18 protein-coding genes and 1 pseudogene are annotated in these 19,234 nt (G+C 59.9%); 6 read left to right on the top strand and 13 right to left on the bottom strand.

From position 1 onward, the window contains the following. Positions 1–305 precede the first annotated feature (305 nt). A complete protein-coding gene (locus AXW79_RS15715) occupies positions 306–788 on the top strand; it encodes a DUF1097 domain-containing protein (RefSeq protein ID WP_005318506.1) in 483 nt (160 codons plus the stop codon). A 55-nt stretch (positions 789–843) separates the two neighbouring features. On the opposite strand, the gene AXW79_RS15720 is transcribed toward AXW79_RS15715, so the two are convergent. The 4 genes from AXW79_RS15720 to cydH all read right to left on the bottom strand — a co-directional run bounded on the left by AXW79_RS15720 (position 844) and on the right by cydH (position 4,242). After that, positions 844–2,124 carry a sigma 54-interacting transcriptional regulator gene (locus tag AXW79_RS15720; RefSeq protein WP_005318504.1) on the bottom strand — a complete coding sequence of 427 codons (1,281 nt, stop codon included), beginning with the start codon at positions 2,122–2,124 and terminating at the stop codon, positions 844–846. Beyond that, positions 2,121–2,636 (bottom strand): hypothetical protein, encoded by a 516-nt coding sequence (locus tag AXW79_RS15725; protein ID WP_011898267.1) that lies wholly within the window; start codon positions 2,634–2,636, stop codon positions 2,121–2,123. Before AXW79_RS15725 ends, AXW79_RS15720 begins: the two co-directional genes overlap by 4 nt. An 8-nt stretch (positions 2,637–2,644) precedes the next feature. Continuing rightward, positions 2,645–4,045, bottom strand: coding sequence for a sensor histidine kinase (locus AXW79_RS15730; RefSeq protein ID WP_005318499.1), 1,401 nt, complete (start codon positions 4,043–4,045; stop codon positions 2,645–2,647). Positions 4,046–4,149: 104 nt separating this feature from the next. Next, on the bottom strand, positions 4,150–4,242 hold the full coding sequence (gene cydH, locus AXW79_RS23005; RefSeq protein ID WP_096071838.1) for a cytochrome bd-I oxidase subunit CydH: 93 nt from the start codon (positions 4,240–4,242) through the stop codon (positions 4,150–4,152). A 126-nt stretch (positions 4,243–4,368) separates the two neighbouring features. Between cydH and AXW79_RS15735 the strand changes: the two genes are divergently transcribed. Beyond that, positions 4,369–4,929, top strand: coding sequence for a 2-amino-4-hydroxy-6-hydroxymethyldihydropteridine diphosphokinase (locus AXW79_RS15735; RefSeq protein ID WP_005318495.1), 561 nt, complete (start codon positions 4,369–4,371; stop codon positions 4,927–4,929). Here the strand turns inward: AXW79_RS15735 and AXW79_RS15740 are convergent. After that, the gene (locus AXW79_RS15740) at positions 4,855–5,559 is read right to left on the bottom strand and encodes an SDR family oxidoreductase (RefSeq protein ID WP_005318492.1); all 705 of its coding nucleotides are present in this window, start codon (positions 5,557–5,559) and stop codon (positions 4,855–4,857) included. The two genes, AXW79_RS15735 and AXW79_RS15740, sit on opposite strands and share 75 nt — an antisense overlap. A 141-nt stretch (positions 5,560–5,700) precedes the next feature. Here AXW79_RS15740 and AXW79_RS15745 point away from each other — a divergent pair, with 141 nt between their 5' ends. Then, the gene (locus AXW79_RS15745; protein ID WP_005318490.1) at positions 5,701–6,123 is read left to right on the top strand and encodes a CBS domain-containing protein; all 423 of its coding nucleotides are present in this window, start codon (positions 5,701–5,703) and stop codon (positions 6,121–6,123) included. Here the strand turns inward: AXW79_RS15745 and AXW79_RS22425 are convergent. Beyond that, a pseudogene (locus AXW79_RS22425) lies at positions 6,062–6,388 on the bottom strand (DUF2301 domain-containing membrane protein); the annotation flags it as partial. The gene AXW79_RS15745 and the pseudogene AXW79_RS22425 overlap by 62 nt on opposite strands. Before the next feature lie 85 nt (positions 6,389–6,473). Between AXW79_RS22425 and AXW79_RS15750 the strand changes: the two are divergent. Next, on the top strand, positions 6,474–7,238 hold the full coding sequence (locus AXW79_RS15750) for a substrate-binding periplasmic protein (protein ID WP_005318485.1): 765 nt from the start codon (positions 6,474–6,476) through the stop codon (positions 7,236–7,238). Between the two features lie 21 nt (positions 7,239–7,259). On the opposite strand, the gene asnC is transcribed toward AXW79_RS15750, so the two are convergent. Beyond that, complete coding sequence (gene asnC / locus AXW79_RS15755) at positions 7,260–7,721, bottom strand: transcriptional regulator AsnC (RefSeq protein ID WP_005318482.1); 462 nt, start codon at positions 7,719–7,721, stop codon at positions 7,260–7,262. Between the two features lie 153 nt (positions 7,722–7,874). Here asnC and asnA point away from each other — a divergent pair, with 153 nt between their 5' ends. Then, on the top strand, positions 7,875–8,867 hold the full coding sequence (asnA, locus tag AXW79_RS15760; RefSeq protein WP_005318480.1) for an aspartate--ammonia ligase: 993 nt from the start codon (positions 7,875–7,877) through the stop codon (positions 8,865–8,867). 297 nt (positions 8,868–9,164) lie between these two features. Here asnA and clpB read toward each other — a convergent pair whose 3' ends face one another. The 3 genes from clpB to rluD all read right to left on the bottom strand — a co-directional run bounded on the left by clpB (position 9,165) and on the right by rluD (position 13,778). Beyond that, positions 9,165–11,738, bottom strand: coding sequence for an ATP-dependent chaperone ClpB (clpB, locus tag AXW79_RS15765; RefSeq protein ID WP_005318476.1), 2,574 nt, complete (start codon positions 11,736–11,738; stop codon positions 9,165–9,167). Between the two features lie 174 nt (positions 11,739–11,912). Then, entirely contained in the window at positions 11,913–12,662 is a 750-nt protein-coding gene (pgeF, locus tag AXW79_RS15770) for a peptidoglycan editing factor PgeF (RefSeq protein ID WP_005318474.1), read from the bottom strand. 135 nt (positions 12,663–12,797) lie between these two features. Continuing rightward, positions 12,798–13,778 (bottom strand): 23S rRNA pseudouridine(1911/1915/1917) synthase RluD, encoded by a 981-nt coding sequence (gene rluD / locus AXW79_RS15775; protein WP_005318472.1) that lies wholly within the window; start codon positions 13,776–13,778, stop codon positions 12,798–12,800. A 117-nt stretch (positions 13,779–13,895) separates the two neighbouring features. Between rluD and AXW79_RS15780 the strand changes: the two genes are divergently transcribed. Then, positions 13,896–14,651, top strand: a complete 756-nt coding sequence (locus AXW79_RS15780; RefSeq protein WP_042467795.1) for an outer membrane protein assembly factor BamD — start codon at positions 13,896–13,898, stop codon at positions 14,649–14,651. A gap of 217 nt (positions 14,652–14,868) precedes the next feature. Here AXW79_RS15780 and AXW79_RS15785 read toward each other — a convergent pair whose 3' ends face one another. The 3 genes from AXW79_RS15785 to AXW79_RS15795 form a co-directional block, all read right to left on the bottom strand. Continuing rightward, positions 14,869–16,197, bottom strand: coding sequence for a CoA-disulfide reductase (locus tag AXW79_RS15785; protein WP_005318468.1), 1,329 nt, complete (start codon positions 16,195–16,197; stop codon positions 14,869–14,871). A gap of 87 nt (positions 16,198–16,284) precedes the next feature. Further along, the gene (locus AXW79_RS15790) at positions 16,285–17,685 is read right to left on the bottom strand and encodes an L-cystine transporter (RefSeq protein WP_005318465.1); all 1,401 of its coding nucleotides are present in this window, start codon (positions 17,683–17,685) and stop codon (positions 16,285–16,287) included. A 239-nt stretch (positions 17,686–17,924) separates the two neighbouring features. Then, the gene (locus tag AXW79_RS15795; protein WP_011898262.1) at positions 17,925–19,232 is read right to left on the bottom strand and encodes an L-cysteine desulfidase family protein; all 1,308 of its coding nucleotides are present in this window, start codon (positions 19,230–19,232) and stop codon (positions 17,925–17,927) included. Positions 19,233–19,234: the final 2 nt, after the last annotated feature.

Raw genomic sequence — 19,234 nt, forward strand, 5'->3', positions numbered from 1 at the left:
AAATTTACATGAGCTGGTAAAGGGGCAGAGCCTTGGCCATGGTTCCGACCAGGAACAATGCTACGAATACCAGCAGAGGAACGATCACATTTGGCGCCATCAGACTCACTCCATGAGCAGGACAGGGCCCATAACTATGGTGCAGGGTCGAGCACGCCTCCAATGAATTTTTTTCGCGAGCGCAAGCGTATTCCTGAGTTGAAATGAGTGATGAAGATCACACACAATCTCGCCCCTGCTTGCCGCCCCCCCTGCGCGGGGTAGGCTCCCTTTCTTTACGAATTCCACTACTGAAGAGTCACGCCATGAGCCCATTGATCGCCATCGCCATCACGACCGGGATCCTCTCTGCCGTCTGGGGCTGGGTTGCCGTCACACTCGGCCTCATCTCCTGGGTCGGCTTTCTCGGCTGCACCAGCTACTTCGCCTCCAGCGGTGGCTACAAGGCACTGTTGCAAACCATGCTGTGCAATGGGAGCGGCATGCTGTGGGCATTGCTGCTGATCCACGGGGATGCCTGGTGGGGAGCGGGCATGGCGGGTTATGTGATGACGGGCGTGGTTGCGACCCTGATGTGTGTGCAGGCAAAGCAGCAGTGGCTGGGCTACATTCCCGGCACCTTCGCCGGTTGCTGCGCCACCTTCGGTGCCGCGGGGGAGTGGCGCCTGATACTGCCGTCCCTGGTGATAGGCGCACTGTTCGGTTATCTGATGAAAGCGAGCGGGCTCTGGCTATCCCAGAAAACCCAGAAAGCCCAAACCTCTACCGCCGTAGTCGATCCCGCCTGAATGGCACTCACCAGCGAATAATCCTTCGCCGGGACGCAAACCTATACTGCCCGGCTTATCCCTTCGATTTGAAGTTTGCCGCCTCTATGCCGTGCCGATTCAACAACTTGTAGAAATCGGTACGGTTTCTGCCCGCCATGTTGGCCGCCAGGGTCACGTTGCCCTCAGTGGTACGCAGCAGACGGATCAGATACTCCTTCTCGAACTCGGCCCGCGCCTCGTTGAACGAAGGGATGCCACCACCGCCGCCACTCAGGGCCGACTCCACCATGGACACCCCAATCACAGGACTGCAACAGAGGCTCGCCAGCTGTTCCACCACGCTGTAGAGCTGACGCACGTTACCGGGCCAGGCGGCGGCCGCCAGCATGGCCAGCGACTCGGGTGAAAAACCCAGGGCCGCACAGTCACTGTGACGACTGCGATATTCGTCCAGCGCCTGTCTGGCCAGCAGCGGAATGTCTTCACTGCGGGCGCTGAGAGGTGGCAAGGTGATGTTGGCCACATTGAGGCGGTAGAAGAGATCTTCCCGAAAACGCCCCTCTTCCATCGCCGTCACCAGATCCTGATGGCTGGAGCTGATGACCCGCACCTCGGGCGTACCCTGACCGTACTCCTGCAACACCTGCAACAGCTTGGCCTGTAGCGATTCCGACAGGTCCCCTATCTCGTCGAGAAACAGGGTCGCGCCTTTGGCTTGTTCGAACAGGCCGGACTGACCGTCCTCGCCAAACAGCTGCAGATCCAGCGCAGGCCACGGCAAGGCAGCGCAGTTGATGACGTGCAGCGGCTTGTCACGGCGACTGCTGGCCTGATGCAAGGCTTGAGTCATCACCCCTTTACCTGAACCGGACGGCCCCATGATCAGCACGGGCACTTCCATGCCGGCTATGCTGTTGGCTTGGATCAGCAACTGTTCCATCTGCGGATTGCGGGTCAGGATCAGCGATTGCCACTCCTGTTGCTGCTTTGGGCGTGTCAGGCTCAACGCATGCTCTATGGTGGCAAACAGCTCATCCTTGTCGATGGGCTTGGTGAGAAAACTGAACACCCCGGAGCGGGTAGCCTGGATGGCATCGGGAATGGTGCCGTGGGCTGTCATTATGATGACAGGCAACCCCAGCCACTGTGACTGGATGCGCTCGAACAGCGCCAGGCCGTCCATGCCGGCCATGCGCAAGTCGCTCAACACCAGATCGGCCCGTTGCTGGCGCAGTCTGTCCAGCGCCCCTTCGGCGCTGTCGGCGGTATCCACTTCGTAGCCCTGGCTGCGCAGGCGCATACTCATCAGCTTGAGCAGGCTGACATCGTCGTCAACCAGCAGGATCCGGCTCATGGCAGGGCCTCGCCACTGCCGTTGAGCTTGCGTTGATTGAGCTGTTCATCGATGGCGGAGAGCTGTTCAATCTGGCGGCGCAGACGCTGCACCTCCTGACTCTGGTCGTCACGACGGCTGTCACGTACCAGCAGCTCCTCACCCAGCGCAATCCAGCTGCGCAGGAAAGCCTGGGCATCGAGCCCGAGCTCGGGCAGCAGGCTCTTAAGTTTGTCCAGCCCGGCCCGACGGTTTGCCACCAACTCGGAGGGGTGGGTATTGACCATGGCCAGACTGACCCGGCTCTCGACATCGGTCGCACCCTTGAGGCGCTGACGCTCCTGCGCCCGCTGCTGAGCGTGACTGGCCAGCAGCCAGTCCGAGTATTGCAGGCGTACCTGCATCTCCTTGTTGGCAAACTCCATGCGCTTGGCGAGGGCGAGATCCGGCGACGCCGCCGGGTCACGCGCTGGCAGCAAAGAACAGCCTGTGAGCAGGCCCATCATCAATACCGGAACAACACATTGTTTCATCTTTTGCTTCACTTCAACGTCAACCGGAAACAGACATCAGCCTGTTCGTCTTCAATCAATACCAATTCACCGCCAAGACTCATCGCCGACTCGCGGGCGATGGAAAGCCCCATGCCGGAGCCTTTCAACAAACCTTGCCGCACTATACTGCCCTGCTCGAATGGCTCGAAGATCCGCTCCCGTTCGGCTACCGGAATGACGGGCCCTTCGTTGGCCACCTCCAGCCAGCCGCCGTTGGCATCCTGCCCGGCGCGGATCCAGATCTGGCCCCCCCTGGCGCCATAGCTGACCGCATTGGAAAACAGATTATCGAGGATCAACCGCAAGCGATACGGCTCCGCCTGCAGCATGATGGGATCGGTCGGCAAGTGTACACTGATTTGTTTGGATTCCAGCGCCAGCCGGTACTCAGCTGTCAACTCTGACAGCAAGGGCGCCAGCGCCACCGGCGTCAGGGTAAACACCTCCTGCTGGCTGAGGCGGTTGAAATCGAGCAGACGTTCGATCAGGGTCTGCAATCGGCGACTGTTCTCTTCCAGCATCTGGCAGATCTCCTGCTGATCCGGCGTAAGCGGCCCTACCAGCTGCTCGCCAAGCAGGTCCGAGCCCTCCCGCAGCACCGCCAGCGGCGTCTTGAGCTCATGGGAAACATGGCGCAGGAACTGGTATTTCTGCTGTTCCAGCTCCTTGAGCTTGTCGTGCAACCAGTTGATCCGCTCCCCCAATACCACCAACTCTGCCGGCCCGTCCACGGGTCGTTTGTCCGGCTCCACACCCGCGCCCAGACTCAAGATCCGCGACTCAATCTGACGCACAGGGTGGATAATCAGATAGGTAAACAACAACACCAGCAGCAGGCTGAGCACGGCCACGAAACCGCTGACCCACCAGATCTCTCTCATCAATTCTGCAATCATGGCGCGTACCCGGCTCACATGCTCATCGACCTGGCCTCGGGTAATCACTTCAAGCTGCTGATTAATTTGATTAAATTCATCAAATTGCGGGCTGGCCGAGGCAGCTCTGGCCTTGGCCAGATCCTGCAGGCTCTCGAGCCAGGCCAGCACCTGCTCGAGGCCGATGTAAGCCTCGGCATCCGGGATCGAGCCCTGATGAGCGGCGAGCAGGCTGCGGTAACTGGCTAGCTGCTGCTGGTAACTGGCCAGGATGCGCTCATCCCCCAGTACCGCATAACGGCGAAGAGTACGTTCCAGATCAATAGCCTGGGTTGTGAGCAGGGTCGCCCGACGGGTATCGCGCACCGCCCGCTCCAGCTCGTCGCTGGTCAACTGGCTCAAGTGCTCGAGGGCCTGACTGTCGTGCCAGATCATGCCGCCCAGCGGCATCAATACCAGGACGAAGCCCATCAATACCACTTGCAGCAAGGAACGTGGGCGTACCTTGGTCATCTTGTGCTGTCTCGATTCATCATGGGTGGGTCAGCATATCTGCACTCCCCCAAAAAGCAAAACCGGCCAGGAGGCCGGTTCATACCGCAAATGAGGGACGGGGTTCACGCCAGACCGACGGATGCCACACAGATAATCAGGATCATTGCCAACGCGCTGGATGCGGTCAACAGTGCCCATTTCAGTTCCACACTCATGCAAACCTCCTTTCTTGCCAACAAGAGCCTGATCACAACAGACAAATGTATGTTAATGCATAGTTAATCCCATAACCGTGAGCCGTGTATACATTTCAGATGAGCCCAACCCAAGGATCGGTGAGCATGTTCTATCTGTGCAGCATTGGATCGAATCTTGATCCCCATATTCACGTCAGTCAGGTGGTTGGCGAACTGCTTGAACACTTTGGCCGCCTGCAGCTGAGTTCGGTGATCCAGACCAAACCGGTGGGAATGCACTCCAGGCACGACTTCCTCAACTGCCTGTTCGTTGCCGAAAGCGGGCTGACAGCCCAGCAGTTGAAAACCCTCTTCATCGCCATGGAACTGGCCCATGGCCGGGATCGCAGCGATCCGAACTGCAAGGTGCTCGACCGGCCGCTGGATATCGACATTCTGGCCAGCAGTGCCGCAGACGATTTTGCCGCGACTCGCGTCGATGCCTATCTCAATGAACTGCTGGCCGAGCTGTATGGCCAGGGAGAAGTGCATGACCGCAAGGTCACGCTGCCACTGCATACCCGGCTGATGAAGGGCAAGGTGATCGAGGAGCTGCAGGTAGGCTTGACCCCCTTGCGGCTCAGTCAGGGTTCAGATGACCGCCAGGCTGCGGCCGCCATCTACCCGGATGCTGGCCCCCGTCATGTAGTCGTTCCCCATCAGTAGCTGCACCGCCTGCCAAATAGGCTCAAGCCCGCCTTCCCGCGCCAGCGGCGTCTTCGCCAGCACTTGCTGGCGCCACGCGTCGCCATGTTCGTCGAGAAACAAGATAGGGCCCGGCTCTATGGTGTTGACCCGGATGGCAGGCGCCAGTTCGCGGGCAAAGCTCATGGCAAGGGAGTGGGCTCCGGCCTTGGTGGCCACATAGCTGGCAAACTGGGGTGCTGGAGCGTGAATGTAGATATCCGTGATATGGATGATGCTGGCATTGGCATTGCGGGCCAACTGGGGCGCCAGCGCCCGGTTGAGTCTAAATGGCGCCGCCATGTGTACCCGATAGAACTGATCGAACTGGGCCAGCTGCGCCGCAGGATCTGCCGCCTCTGGTTCGAAGGCCGAGGCGTTGTGGATCACCAGCGCCAGATCCTGCTGTGATGCCAGCACCTCAATGAGCTGGCCGACCTGCTCTTCACAAGCGAAATCCACCTGCACCAGCGTCACTCCCAGGGCGCGCAGCCGAGCCAGCTCGGGTCGCTCGCTGCGATAGCTGCCCGTTACTTGCCAACCTGCCGCCACCAGCTGTTCACACAGGTAGAAACCGAGTCGACGGCCACAGCCCGTTACCAATGAACGCATAACCTCTCCTTTTGTCATTGCTCACCAGCCACTGGCATACCCGCGACGGTGGTACCTATCAATCCCTATGGCACAAACCACTGGCCTTGTCCGCCTCACAGCGCCCATAGTGGCACTACACCCCGCTTCTGGAGCCATCATATGCTACATATTCGCGATCACATGGGTCGCCTGACCCACTTCCTCACCCCGCAACTCGGTCTGGCCGAAGCGCTGGATCGGCTGCACCAATCAGGGCTTAGCGGCCTGCCTGTGCTGGATGACCAACAACAGCTGGTCGGGTTTCTCTCCGAACAGGACTGCATTCCCAGTCTGATCACCGGCAGCTACCACTGCGATACCCGCACTCAAGTGGAAGACATGATGAGCCGGACGCCTCTCTCGGTCGACCCGGACGACAGCATTCTGGATCTGGCGCGCCAGATGACCGGGGCAAAACCCAAGATCTATCCGGTGCTGGAGCAGGGCAAAGTGATCGGCATCATCAGCCGCCATCAAGTGATGCAAGCCCGGAGAGCGTCGCCAACGACGCCCCCAATACCAGCACCTCGGGCGCTCCGCTGACACTCAGCACCAGGCCACCCCAGGCAAACACCTGCAAGATGAAACGGATGCGCTTGTCATAGACATGCAGGCAGAGTCCGCATACCCCGCTGGCCACCACCAGCGCAGTCAACCAGACTGAGGGCGCTAAAAAATCCTGCCCGATCAGCAGGCTGGCCCCTCGACACACCAGCAATAAAGCTGCCAGACTCAAGCCAAGACGATAGAAGCAGACAGATAACCTGTCGATGCCATCCAACTCACTTTCGATTTCAGGATTTGCCATCCGGGGTCGTCTCTGTTGAATATTCGGGCCAATATACTTGAATCATGCCCGTGGGCGATTCCCTATTCCGTGCAGGAGATGTGGTTTGCGAAAGTTACCCCTGCTCTGTCTGCTGTTCCCTCTCTGGCTCCAGGCCAAAGAACTGGTCATAGGCGGCACCCTTGAGCCGCCACTGAAGTTTCTGGATGACAAGGCCCAGCCTGGCGGACTCGATGTGGACGTGGTCACCGCCATCTTCAACAAGCTCAAGATCCCCATCAAGATCGAACTGACCGATGCGGGTGCCCGCCTCACCCTCAATGCCGAGACCGGCGTGTATGACCTTGTGATGACCCACTCCTACAAGCCGGAGCGAGAGAGCTACCTGCTCTATCCACAGCAATCCCATCTGCGCCACAGCTGGCACTTCTTCGTGCGCAAAGCCGACATGCTGAGGATCCGCTACGATACACTGGAAGACCTCAAACCCTGGCGCATCGGGCTGACCAAGGACTTTGCCTACACTCCCGAACTGGCTGCGGCGCTCAAGGACCCCGCCTATCAGATCCAGGAGATCCCCATCAACCAGCTGCAACTGCGCAAACTGATCGCCGGGCGCATCGATACAGTGCCCATGCCGCTGGTTACCGCCTTCGCCCAGATCAGAGAGGAGGGGCTGGAGGGCAAACTCGATTACCTGCCCAAGCCACTCAAGGCCAGCCCCTACTACACCGTCTGGACCAGGGCCAAGGCCGATGCCGATACACCAGCCATGATGGCCGCCTACGATGCCGAGTTGTTGCGCATGAAGCGGGATGGCCGACTCAAGGCCATCTACGACAAGTACGGCATTCCCTATATCGAACCCTGATCCCGACGATCAGGCGGCTCGTCAAGGTTTCACGTCCCTCAATATCGGGTTCTGCAGCGAAATGAGCGTTTCGGTGGACTGTATCTCGTCTATGGTCTGGATCTTGTGGATCAGCACAGTCTGCAACTCGTCGATGGAGCGGGTCATCACCTTCATGAAAATACTGTAGTGACCCGTGGTGTAGTAGGCCTCCACCACCTCGTCCAGCGCCTGCAACTTGGCCAGTGCAGAGGGGTAATCCTTGGCGCTTTTGAGATTGATCCCGATGAAGCAACAGACGTCGTAACCCAGCTTCTTGGGGTTCACCTGCACCCGGGTGCCTTCGATGATCCCCGCCTGCTTCATCTTCTCCACCCGCACATGGATGGTACCCGGGCTGACCGCCAGCTGTTTGGCCAACTCGGCATAAGGGATCCGCGCATTCTCCATCAGGGCGGTGAGGATGGCCTGATCGAGATTATCGATCCGATAATTTTCCGGCACTTTTTTGCACTCCCGTTGAAGATATCTCATTAATTTGCGGTCTATTTTGAACAAAAAAATGTGTAAAGCCTATTTCTATTATCGAATATTGAATTTAGTGTTCATTCTGTTGAAGAATCGTCACATCCAACGGGTTCTAGACAGGTATTCAGCATGAAACAGCACTACATTCGCAGCCAACAGCAGATCAGCTTCGTCAAAGAGATGTTCTCCCGCCAACTCGCCCAGCAACTGGGCCTGATGGAGGTGCAAGCCCCCATTCTGAGCCGGGTCGGAGATGGTACTCAGGACAACCTGTCAGGCAGCGAGAATGCGGTGCAGGTCAAGGTGAAGACACTCCCCGGACACAGCTACGAAGTGGTTCACTCCCTTGCCAAGTGGAAGCGCCAGACCCTGGGTCGCTTCGGCTTCGGCCCGGGTGAAGGCATCTACACCCACATGAAGGCACTGCGCCCGGACGAAGACAAGCTCACCCCCATCCACTCCGTCTACGTGGATCAGTGGGACTGGGAGAAGGTGATGCCGAGCGAGCGCCGCGATCTCGCCTATCTGCAAGAAACCGTGCGCGGCATCTGGGCCGCCATCAAGGCCACCGAGCGTGCCGTCTGCGCCGAACACGAACTGACTCCCTTCCTGCCGGGCGAAATCCAGTTCCTCCACAGCGAAGCGCTGCTGGCCCGTTACCCGGATCTCGATGCCAAGGGGCGCGAACGCGCCATCGCCAAGGAGCTGGGTGCAGTCTTCCTCATCGGCATCGGCGGCGCCCTCTCCCACGGCGAGCGTCACGATGTGCGCGCCCCGGACTATGACGACTGGAGCAGCCACAGCGAACTGGGTCTGGCGGGTTTGAACGGTGACATTCTGGTGTGGAACCCTGTGCTGGAAGACAGCTTCGAGATCTCCTCCATGGGGATCCGGGTGGACGCAGAGGCCCTGCGCCGCCAGCTCGCCATCACAGGTGATGAAGGTCGCCTGCAATATGACTGGCACCGGGATCTGCTGGCAGAGCGGATGCCGCAGACCATAGGGGGCGGCATAGGCCAATCCCGTCTGGCCATGTTGCTGCTGCAAAAAGAGCACATAGGTCAGGTTCAGGTCGGCGTTTGGCCCTCAGAGATGAAGGCCGCCATCCCTGGCATGCTGTAAGCAAGATGATTCAATGGGTCTGACCCGCATGCTGCGGCGTTCAGGTCAGGCCTGACAGGTGTGTGGCCGCCCGGGATGAGAGAGCGCATCACGGGCATGCTGTAAGCAGAGGATCATTCCGACTCTCTGCGAAACCGGGGCTTGCCCCTGCGACCCGCTCAACCCACGTCAGGTCGCATGACTACATTCCTCCCGGCAATCTTAGGATTGCCGTTTTTTTATTCTCCGATATCACAGCTGACAGATATGACAACGCCAGCCCGAGGGCTGGCGTTGTTGGCATCGACACTGGTCGGTTTACTGGTTCATGGTCAGGCCGTTGCTGTCGGCCCCCAGCAACAGTTTCTTGCCGGGAACGATGCGACCGGAGAGCAGTGCCTGGGCCAGCGGGTTTTCCACCTTGTGCTGGATCGCCCGCTTGAGGGGCCGTGCCCCGTAGACGGGGTCAAACCCGGCGTGCACCAGCTTCTCGAGCAGCGCCTCGCTCACCTCCACTTCGTAACCCTGGGCCTCCAGACGACCCATCAGGCTCTTGAGCTGGATGCGGGCAATGGACTTGATGTGATCCTCGCCGAGCGGATGGAACACCACTGTCTCGTCGATCCGGTTGATGAACTCCGGTCGGAAGCTGCGGGTCAGCACCTCCATCAGCAGGGCCTTCATCTCGTCGTAATCCTTCTCGGAGTGGTGCTCCTGGATCAGATCCGACCCCAGGTTGGAGGTCATGATGACGACCGAGTTGCGGAAATCGACGGTACGGCCCTGACCGTCAGTCAGGCGGCCATCATCGAGCACCTGCAGCAGTATGTTGAACACATCCGGGTGCGCCTTCTCCACTTCATCGAGCAGGATCACCGAGTAGGGGCGACGGCGTACCGCCTCGGTCAGATAACCGCCCTCTTCGTAACCCACGTAGCCGGGAGGCGCCCCCACCAGACGGGCCACGCTGTGTTTCTCCATGAACTCGGACATGTCGATCCGCACCATGGCATCCTGGGTATCGAACAGGAACTCGGCCAGCGCCTTGCACAGCTCTGTCTTGCCCACCCCGGTCGGCCCGAGGAACAGGAAGGAACCTATGGGCCGGTTCGGATCGGAGAGCCCGGCACGGGAGCGACGAATGGCGTTGGATACGGCCTCGACCGCTTCCTCCTGACCGATCACCCGGCTGTGCAGCTTATCTTCCATCCGCAGCAGCTTGTCACGCTCTCCTTCCAGCATGCGTGCCACCGGAATACCGGTCCAGCGGGCCAGCACATCCGCTATCTCCACGTCAGTGACGCGGTTGCGCAGCAGGCTGGTCTCCTGCATCTCTGCCTGGGTGGCGAGATCCAGCTGTTTCTCCAGCTCGGGGATGCGGCCGTACTGCAGCTCTGACATCCGCCCCAGGTCGCCAGCACGACGGGCGACATCGAGATCCTGACGGGCCTGTTCCAGCGCCGCCTTGATGTGCTGGGTACCGGCGAGGGCAGCCTTCTCGGCCTTCCACACTTCATCCAGCTCGTTGTATTCCCGATCCTTTTCGCCAATCTCCTTGCTGATGAGATCCAATCGCTTTCGGCTGGCATCGTCATCCTCTTTCATCAACGCCTGCTGCTCCAGTTTCAGCTGGATGATGCGTCGCTCAAGCCGGTCGAGAGACTCCGGCTTGGAGTCAATCTGCAGACGAATGCTGGCGGCGGCCTCGTCAATGAGGTCGATGGCCTTGTCTGGCAGCTGGCGATCCGCAATGTAGCGATGCGACAGCTGGGCTGCCGCCACAATGGCGGGGTCGGTGATCTGCACATGGTGGTGCAGTTCATAACGCTCTTTCAGGCCGCGCAGTATGGCGATGGTGTCCTCCACGCTAGGCTCTTCCACCAGCACTTTCTGGAAGCGGCGCTCGAGGGCTGCATCCTTCTCTATGTACTGGCGGTACTCATCCAGCGTGGTGGCACCGACGCAGTGCAGGTCGCCACGGGCCAGCGCGGGCTTGAGCATGTTGCCCGCGTCCATGGCGCCCTCGCCTTTACCGGCGCCGACCATGGTGTGCAGCTCGTCGATGAAGAGGATGACGTTGCCCTCCTCCTTGGCCAGATCGCTCAGCACGGCTTTCAGCCGCTCTTCAAACTCGCCGCGATACTTGGCACCGGCCACCAGGGACCCCATATCCAGCGACAATACCCGCTTGTTCTTGAGCCCTTCCGGCACTTCACCGTTAATGATGCGCTGGGCCAGCCCTTCGACAATGGCGGTCTTGCCGACGCCGGGGGCACCGATCAGCACAGGGTTGTTCTTGGTCCGGCGTTGCAGCACCTGTATGGTGCGGCGGATCTCTTCGTCGCGACCGATCACGGGATCCAGCTTGCCGAGTTCGGCCCGCTCCGTGAGGTCTATGGTGTATTTCTCCAGCGCCTGGCGATTCTCCTCGGCGTTGGCATCATCGATCTTTCTGCCGCCACGCACCTTGTCGATGGCAGCTTCGAGTTTCTCTTTGGTCAGCCCCTGGGCACGCAGCAGCTCACCCAGGTTGCCCTTCTCGTCGAGGGCCGCCAGCACGAACAGCTCGGAAGAGATGAACTGATCCTTGCGCTGCTGGGCCAGCTTGTCACAGACGTTGAGCAGGCGGCGGAGACCGCTGGAGAGCTGAACGTCGCCCTCCACGCCACTCACCTTGGGCAGACGATCCAGCTCAATCCCCAGGCGTGAGCGCAGGGTATTGATGTCCATCCCGGTCAGGGTGAGCAGTGGACGAATGGAGCCGCCATCCTGATTGACCAGCGCAGTCATCAGATGGACGGGTTCGATAAATTGGTGATCACGACCCAGTGCAAGAGACTGGGCATCGGAAATAGCAATCTGGAATTTGCTGGTAAGACGATCGAGGCGCATTGCACTCCCCCTTCAAGGCAGACGCCGCTTGCGCGGCAAACAACATAACTTTCTGACAAGAAAAAAGATGAGGCCCGTACGGGTTATTTCAAGGGCAAGAGCTGGTTATTTTTTCTGCAAGGCGGGGATGGGCTGGATCCCGGCCCTTTTCCGGAGAAAAGAGCCGGGCACAGGCTATTGTGCCAACCAGACAAGCGATGCCATGCGGCCAGTCTGGCCATCGCGGCGATACGAGTAAAACCGCTCGCCATCGCCGAAGGTGCAGAACTCGCCACCGTAAACGGCGCTCACACCGGCACGGGCCAGCCGCAGCCTGGCCAACAAGTAGATATCCGCCAGCCATTTCCCCTCATTGGATGAAGGTACGAATGCAGCTTCTGCTTCGGCCTGCTGCGCCATAAAGGCGTCGCGCACTTCGCCCCCCACTTCGAAGGCCCCGGGGCCTATGGCGGGGCCAAGCCAGGCGAGGATATCGGCAGGATTGCACCCCATGGCCTGAATGCTGGCTTCCAGTACGCCACCCTGCTCATTGCCCAACAATCCGCGCCAACCGGCATGGGCGGCCGCCACGACAGTGCCGGCTCTGTCACAGAACAACACCGGCAGGCAGTCGGCGGTCATCACTATGCAGGCCAACCCCACCTCATGGGCACAGGCCGCATCGGCATCCGGCACGACATCATACTGCTTGCTGACCTGATGCACTGCGGTGCCATGCACCTGATTGAGCCAGTTGAGGGGCCCGGGGATCTGCGCCGCCTGCTGCAAGCGGGCCCGATTGGCCTCAACCCGCACCACTTCATCACCCACATGGGCTCCCAGGTTGAGACCGGCGAAGACACCCTGGCTCACTCCGCCATCCCGGGTGGTCGACAGCGCTCTGACACGAGCCGGTGCCGGCCAGTCGGGTTCGATCCATTTCATCTGAGGCTCCTCTCACATTTCTACATATAAAAACGGGGCTCCTTCGCTGTTGCCAGTCAAGGAGCCCCGTTTCAGGCATGATTCAAGGCCGGGCAACGGCAGAAACCGTCGCGGACAGCCTTGTTCATCAGCTCATCAGTTCCAGACCAAATCATCCGGATTGGCGAGGGTATCGGCCCGCATCACTTCCATCAGATCCAGCATGTCCTGCGGCGTGGGCGAGTGCCACTGCATCACTTCCCCCGTGATGGGGTGAGCCAGTTGCAGCATGGTGGCATGCAGTGCCTGACGGTTGAAGTTGCGCAGCGCCAGGGTCAGCTCGGGTGTCGCATTGCGCAGCGGGCGCAGACGACCACCGTAGGCGGGATCCCCAACCAGCGGATGCTTGATGTGAGACATGTGTACGCGGATCTGGTGAGTACGACCGGTTTCCAGTCGCAGACGCAGACGGGTGTGGCCACGGAACTTCTCATGTACCCGATAGTGGGTCACGGAAGGACGGCCATTGGGCACCACGGCCATATGGGTACGCTGGGTAGGGTGACGACCTATGGGGGCATCTACCGTGCCACCTGCGGTCATGTGACCGATGGCGATTGCTTCGTACTCACGGGTGATCTGGCGTGCCTGCAGCGCTTCCACCAGATGGGTCTGGGCCGGTACCGTCTTGGCCACCACCATCAGACCTGTGGTGTCTTTGTCCAGACGGTGCACGATACCGGCACGAGGCACCTCGGCGATATCGGGATAACGGTGCAGCAGGGCGTTGAGAATGGTGCCATCCGGCGTGCCTGCGCCTGGGTGAACCACCAGACCGGCCGGTTTGTCGATCACCAGAATGTGTTCATCTTCGTAGACGATGTTGAGTGCTATGTCCTGGGCATCCCAGCGGGTGTCATCTTCCAGCTCGACATCTACATGCACCTGTTGCCCGGCAAGTACCTTCTCGCGCGGCGTGTTCGCAACCTGACCATCCAGGGTCACTCTGTCCTGTAAAATCCACTCCTTGATGCGGGTTCGGGAGTAGTCTGGAAACAATTCGGCCAGGGCCTGGTCGAGTCGCTGCCCGAATTGGTGATCCTGAAATTCGCCTGTCAGTTCAATATGCTGGCTCATGTATGGTCTCTTGAGCGGGGGGTATCAATTCGAAATAATCCGGGTATTCTAGCTTTTCTTTTAGCCAAGCATAACGGATACTTTGCCAATTTCGTGGAAATGGACCGGATGTTGTTGATGGGAAAGAAGTCTCACCTGCTGATGTCACTCGCCTTGGTCGCTACCTTGATCACAGGCTGTTCCAGCACAAAACCCAAGGTACCCGACGAACCGCCGGAGACCCTGTACCAGAAAGCACGCCTCAAGCTGGATGCCGGTAACTATGTGAATGCTATCGAGTTACTGGAAGCTTTGGACTCGCGCTATCCTTTCGGCGCCTACTCCAACCAGGTTCAGCTTGACCTGATTTACGCCTATTACAAACAGGACGATACCGCTCAGGCGATCGCCAATATCGACCGTTTTATCCGCCTCAATCCGGCGCATAAAAATATCGATTATGTGTTCTATATGCGCGGTCTGACCAACATGGCCGGCGATTACAACTTCTTCCAGGACTTCCTGGGCATCAATCGGGACGATAAAGACCCCTCTTATGCCCGTCAGGCCTTCCAGGACTTCAAGACACTGTTGCAGAATTATCCCAACAGCGTCTATGCCGCCGATGCCCGTGCTCGCATGATCGGCCTGAAGAACCGCCTTGCCCGCTACGACCTGAGCGTGGCCGAGTACTACGTGAAGCGTGATGCTCTGATCGCCGCCGCCAACCGTGCCAAGCTGATTGTCGAGACCTATCCCGACACGGCCGAAACCGAAAAGGCGCTGGAGATCATGGTCGAGTCCTACGACACGCTGAAGATGCCGACCCTTGCCCAGCATGCCCGTGAAGTGCTGGCCAAGAACTACCCGGATAACCGCCTCGGCCGCGGCTGAGTGAAACGGCTAGACCGGTAGCAACAAAAACCGATGCCCAGGCATCGGTTTTTTTATACCTGCAATGTAGCCCGGCTGTGACGAGGAGGATGGTGCAGTGCACTGCGCCATCCTCCTTATCCTGTTATTTGGCGACATTGCCCGCCACATTGAGCACGTCCCAGGTGCGGGAGGAGAGAGACGGCGCATATATGCAGCGTCGTCATACTCTCACCTTTTATTTGGCGACGTTGCCCGCCACGTTGAGCACATCCCAGGTGCGGGAGAAAGGCGGCGCATAGGCAAAGTCCAGCATGCCGAGCTGCTCGGTAGTGACCCCCATTGTGATGGCGACCGCCAGCGCATCGATGCGGTGTACCGCCCCCTTGCGACCCAGGATCTGGCCACCCAGCAGGCGCTTGCTACCCGCCTCGTAGACCAGCTTGACGTGAATGTCGGACTGGCCTGGGCAGTAGTTGGTGTGGCACTTGTCCTTGATGACGACGGTGCGGTAATCGATGCCCATCGCCTGGGCTTCTTGCTCAGAGAGACCAGTGCGACCCGCCTCCAGCCCCAGCACCTTGAGCGCCGCAGAGCCTAGCGTGCCCGGGAACACCTGCTCGGCCCCGGCCAGGTTCTCGCCCACCATACGCCCCAGCTTGTTGGCTATGGTGGCGAGCGGTACATAGACCTGCTGCTGCTTGACGCTGTGCCAGACACTGGCGCAGTCGCCAGCCGACCAGACGTTGGCCAGCGAGGTGCGGCCCTGCCTGTCCACCTCGATGGCACCATTGGCCAGCCGCTTGATGCCGGTGTCGGCCAGGAACTCGGTGTTGGGCTTGACCCCGGTGCAGACCACCACTATATCGGCCTCATACTCTCCCTTGTCGGTACGCACGCCGGTCACCCTGCCATCCCCCAGCAAAGCCTCGACTCGCTCACCCAGATGGACACAGACCCCTTGCTCGCGCAGCTCGGTTTCGATGTGCCGGGTGATTTCGCTGTCGAAGGCATCCGGGATGACTCGATCCGCCAGTTCGATGAGGCGCACTTCTTTACCCTGATGCACCAGCGCCTCAACCACTTCCAGTCCGATAAAGCCGGAGCCGATCACCAGGGCCCGGGTATTGCGCTTGTCCTGCACAGCCGCCTTCAGCGCCAGACCGTCGGCCATGCGGCGCAGGCCGAACACCCCTTGCTGCTGCAGGCCGGGAATGGGGGGCATCACTTCACGGGCACCTGTGGCAACCATCAGACGATCGTATGTGTCGGTGAAGACATCCCCCTGGTGCTCCACTTGCACAGTACCGGCGCTGGCATCGAGCGACAGCACCCTATGACCCGTCTTGACCTCGATCCCCTTGGCGGCGAACTGCTCGGGGGTGAACTCGGCCATGTATCCCGGCTCCTGAAACTCGTCGCCGACAAAATAGGGCAGGCCGCAGGCACCGAAGGAGATCACCTCGGACGCCTCATACACCACGATTTCGGCATCCTTGGCCAGACGACGGGCCTTGGCCGCCGCACTCATACCGGCGGCTTCGCCACCTATGATCAGGATTCTCATACTTTCTCCTTTCAATGGCAGAGGGAGGGCATGCCCTCCCTCTGGTCTATCGATGGGCAGGGGCTGGCCCCTGCCCTGGCAAGCGGGTCAGATGGTGGACTCTTCGCCGTCCAGACACACTTCATGCTCGCTGTTGAACACCTGCATGTCTGTCTCGCCCAGCAAGCGGCTGGTGACAGTGCCCGCCGTGATGGAACCGGAGACGTTCAAGGCGGTGCGGCCCATGTCGATCAGCGGCTCGATGGAGATGAGCAGGCCCGCCAGTGCCACCGGGAAGTCCAGGGCTGAGAGCACGATCAAGGCGGCGAACGTCGCACCACCACCTATCCCGGCCACCCTGAAGGAGCTGACAGTGATGATGGCGATCAGCGTCATGATGAAACCGGGATCCATGGGATTGACCCCCACAGTGGGAGCTATCATCACCGCCAGCATGGCCGGATAGATGCCTGCGCAGCCGTTCTGGCCGATGGTGGAGCCGAAGGAGGCGGCGAAGTTGGCGATCCCCTCTGGAATGCCGAGCGCCTTGGTCTGGGTCTGCACGTTCATCGGGATCGAGCCCGCACTGGTGCGAGAGGTAAAGGCAAACGCCAGTACCGGCATGATCTTCTTGAGAAAACGCAGCGGATTGATCCCCACCAGACCCACCAGCAGCAGATGCACGGCGAACATGATGGCAATGGCGCCGTAAGAAGCCATGACGAAGTTGAGCAGGTTGAGGATATCGGCATAGTTGGAGCCGGAGACCACCTTGGCCATCAGCGCCAGCACGCCATAGGGGGTGAGGCGCAGTACCAGAGTCACCATCCGCATCACTATGACGTGGGCCACCTCCATGAAGCGGCCGAAGCTCTCGAAGATCTCGGGTTTCTTGCGGGCGATGCCGGTGGCGGACAGACCGATGAAAATGGAGAAGATCACCACGGCTATGGTGGAGGTCTTGCGCGAACCTGTCATGTCGAGGAAGGGGTTGGCAGGAATGAATTCCAGCACCATCTTGGCAAAGGACATGCTTTCGACGCTGCCGAGGGTGGTCTGCAATGCCGCGCCCCTGGCAGTCTCGGCGGCACCGGCGGTGAGTCCTTCAGCCGTCAGACCAAACAGGTTGGACATCAGTATGCCTGCGCCGGCGGCAAGCATGGTGGTGAAGATCAGCACCCCTATGGTCATGGCGCTGATCTTGCCAAGGGCAGTGCCGCCATTGAGCTTGAGGATGGCCCCTATGATGGAAACCATGATGAGTGGCGTGATGATCATCTGCAGCAGCTTCACATAGCCACTGCCGACGATATCCAGATAGTCGATGGTCTGGCCTATGACCCCTGCACCAGCCCCGTAGAGCAGTTGCAAGGCGGCACCAAACAGTATGCCCAGCCCCAGACCCGCAAACACCCGACGGGTGAAGCTCACATGTTTTTGCTGCAAGCGATAGAGAAACAGCAGCAAGATGGCCGCAATGGCCAGATTACCTATAACGCTAAGAGTCATGACGATATTCCCCAAAATAATCGGGCCGGGCCCGAGGTGTACGGACGAGTGCCCGGTACGCACACTCCTCCCTGAAACTCGCCGCATCGTGGCGGCACGTCCCCCGGTGCAACCGGGGTGACGCAAAACCGGGAAGTGCCAGGCAGGCACCTCCCTGACATCGACCGCATCGGACGCTCCATGGCCGGAGTGGCGTCAGCAGACGGAAAAACAGAGGGTGGCCTGCGCCACCCCTTGCATCACTGGGCTTTGCCTTGTTGCTTGGCCCGCATGATGTTGATGATCTCGATATCGGTATCCAGCATCCCCAGTTTGGAGAGGCGACCCAGGTTGGCGATGGTTTCGTCCACGTCGTCGGAGACTATGCCTTCGCTTTGGGGCACGTGCAGATTGTTGATGGCCATCAGCGATGATTTGACTGCCGCCGAGGTGGAGGTAGAGACCTTCATGGAGCAGGCACTGCCCGCGCCGTCGCAAATGATACCGGAAACGTCGCCGATCATGTTGTTGATGCAGTGACTAATTTGCTCGAATTGCCCCCCCAGCAGCCAGGTAATGGCGGCTCCCGAGCCCATGGCGGCAGTACTGGCGGCGCACAGCGCCGACAGCTTGTTCTGATGGGTCTTGATGTAGATGGCCACCAGATGGCTCATCACCAGCGCCCGGGTCAGCTGCTCGTCACTCGCCTTGAGGAAGCGGGCGGCGGCAACCACCGGCATGGTGGCGGCTATGCCCTGGTTGCCGGAGCCCGAATTGGACATTGCAGGCAGCATGGCACCGTCCATCCGCGCATCGGAGGCTGCGGAGGAGAGCCGCATGGCCAGCGTCATCAGATCGTCCGAGAGCAGCTTGCGCTCCACCTGCTCGGTCAGGATCTTGCCGATGCGCAGGCCGTAACCCTGCAGCCCTTCATCCGCCAGTGCCTGGTTCATGGTGGCGGCGGCACCGATGAAGTCGATCTCCGCCAGCGGCACCTCCAATGCAAAGGCCACGATTTCGCGCAGTGTCATGGCGGGCTTGTCAGACTTGGCGGGCTGGATCTGCACACCCGGGGCACTGTTTTGCTCCATCAGCACTTCACCATCCAGCTCCATCAAGACGATGCGGGTGTGATCGGTGCAGATCACCACACGGGCACTGTGACCCTCCACCTCGGCCAGTACCTCGGCGTAGAGCACATCCGGCACATCCTTCACGTCCACCTTGATGATGGGCAGCAGCGCCTTGGCCTCTTCCACCTGGGCCGGGGTCAGGGTATTGAGCACTTCCAGCCCCGCATCCGGGTTGCCCCCCGTGAACCCGACGGCGGCGGCCACGGGCAGCCCTATCATGCCGGTACCCGGCACGCCGACACCCATGCCATTCTTGAACAGGTTGCCGCTGACCCAGACGCTGACACGGGTCGGCGTTTGTCCAAGCAGCTTGCGGCAGTTGGCAGCCGCAAGCGCCACCGACATGGGTTCGGTGCAGCCCAGGGCCGGCACCACTTCACGCTTGAGCAGGGTAATAAAGTCGGTCCATTGTGCTTTCATTGCTGTGTTTCTCATGT

The organism is Aeromonas salmonicida subsp. salmonicida (assembly GCF_001643305.1).
GTDB lineage: Bacteria > Pseudomonadota > Gammaproteobacteria > Enterobacterales > Aeromonadaceae > Aeromonas > Aeromonas salmonicida.

Excerpts from the sequence above, each read along its gene's own strand:
- AXW79_RS15715 (WP_005318506.1), top strand. The coding sequence starts at position 306 with ATGAGCCCATTGATCGCCATCGCCATCACGACCGGGATCCTCTCTGCC.
- AXW79_RS15720 (WP_005318504.1), bottom strand. The coding sequence starts at position 2,124 with ATGAGCCGGATCCTGCTGGTTGACGACGATGTCAGCCTGCTCAAGCTG.
- AXW79_RS15725 (WP_011898267.1), bottom strand. The coding sequence starts at position 2,636 with ATGAAACAATGTGTTGTTCCGGTATTGATGATGGGCCTGCTCACAGGC.
- AXW79_RS15730 (WP_005318499.1), bottom strand. The coding sequence starts at position 4,045 with ATGACCAAGGTACGCCCACGTTCCTTGCTGCAAGTGGTATTGATGGGC.
- cydH (WP_096071838.1), bottom strand. The coding sequence starts at position 4,242 with ATGAGTGTGGAACTGAAATGGGCACTGTTGACCGCATCCAGCGCGTTG.
- AXW79_RS15735 (WP_005318495.1), top strand. The coding sequence starts at position 4,369 with ATGTTCTATCTGTGCAGCATTGGATCGAATCTTGATCCCCATATTCAC.
- AXW79_RS15740 (WP_005318492.1), bottom strand. The coding sequence starts at position 5,559 with ATGCGTTCATTGGTAACGGGCTGTGGCCGTCGACTCGGTTTCTACCTG.
- AXW79_RS15745 (WP_005318490.1), top strand. The coding sequence starts at position 5,701 with ATGCTACATATTCGCGATCACATGGGTCGCCTGACCCACTTCCTCACC.
- asnA (WP_005318480.1), top strand. The coding sequence starts at position 7,875 with ATGAAACAGCACTACATTCGCAGCCAACAGCAGATCAGCTTCGTCAAA.
- clpB (WP_005318476.1), bottom strand. The coding sequence starts at position 11,738 with ATGCGCCTCGATCGTCTTACCAGCAAATTCCAGATTGCTATTTCCGAT.
- pgeF (WP_005318474.1), bottom strand. The coding sequence starts at position 12,662 with ATGAAATGGATCGAACCCGACTGGCCGGCACCGGCTCGTGTCAGAGCG.
- rluD (WP_005318472.1), bottom strand. The coding sequence starts at position 13,778 with ATGAGCCAGCATATTGAACTGACAGGCGAATTTCAGGATCACCAATTC.
- AXW79_RS15780 (WP_042467795.1), top strand. The coding sequence starts at position 13,896 with ATGGGAAAGAAGTCTCACCTGCTGATGTCACTCGCCTTGGTCGCTACC.
- AXW79_RS15785 (WP_005318468.1), bottom strand. The coding sequence starts at position 16,197 with ATGAGAATCCTGATCATAGGTGGCGAAGCCGCCGGTATGAGTGCGGCG.
- AXW79_RS15790 (WP_005318465.1), bottom strand. The coding sequence starts at position 17,685 with ATGACTCTTAGCGTTATAGGTAATCTGGCCATTGCGGCCATCTTGCTG.
- AXW79_RS15795 (WP_011898262.1), bottom strand. The coding sequence starts at position 19,232 with ATGAGAAACACAGCAATGAAAGCACAATGGACCGACTTTATTACCCTG.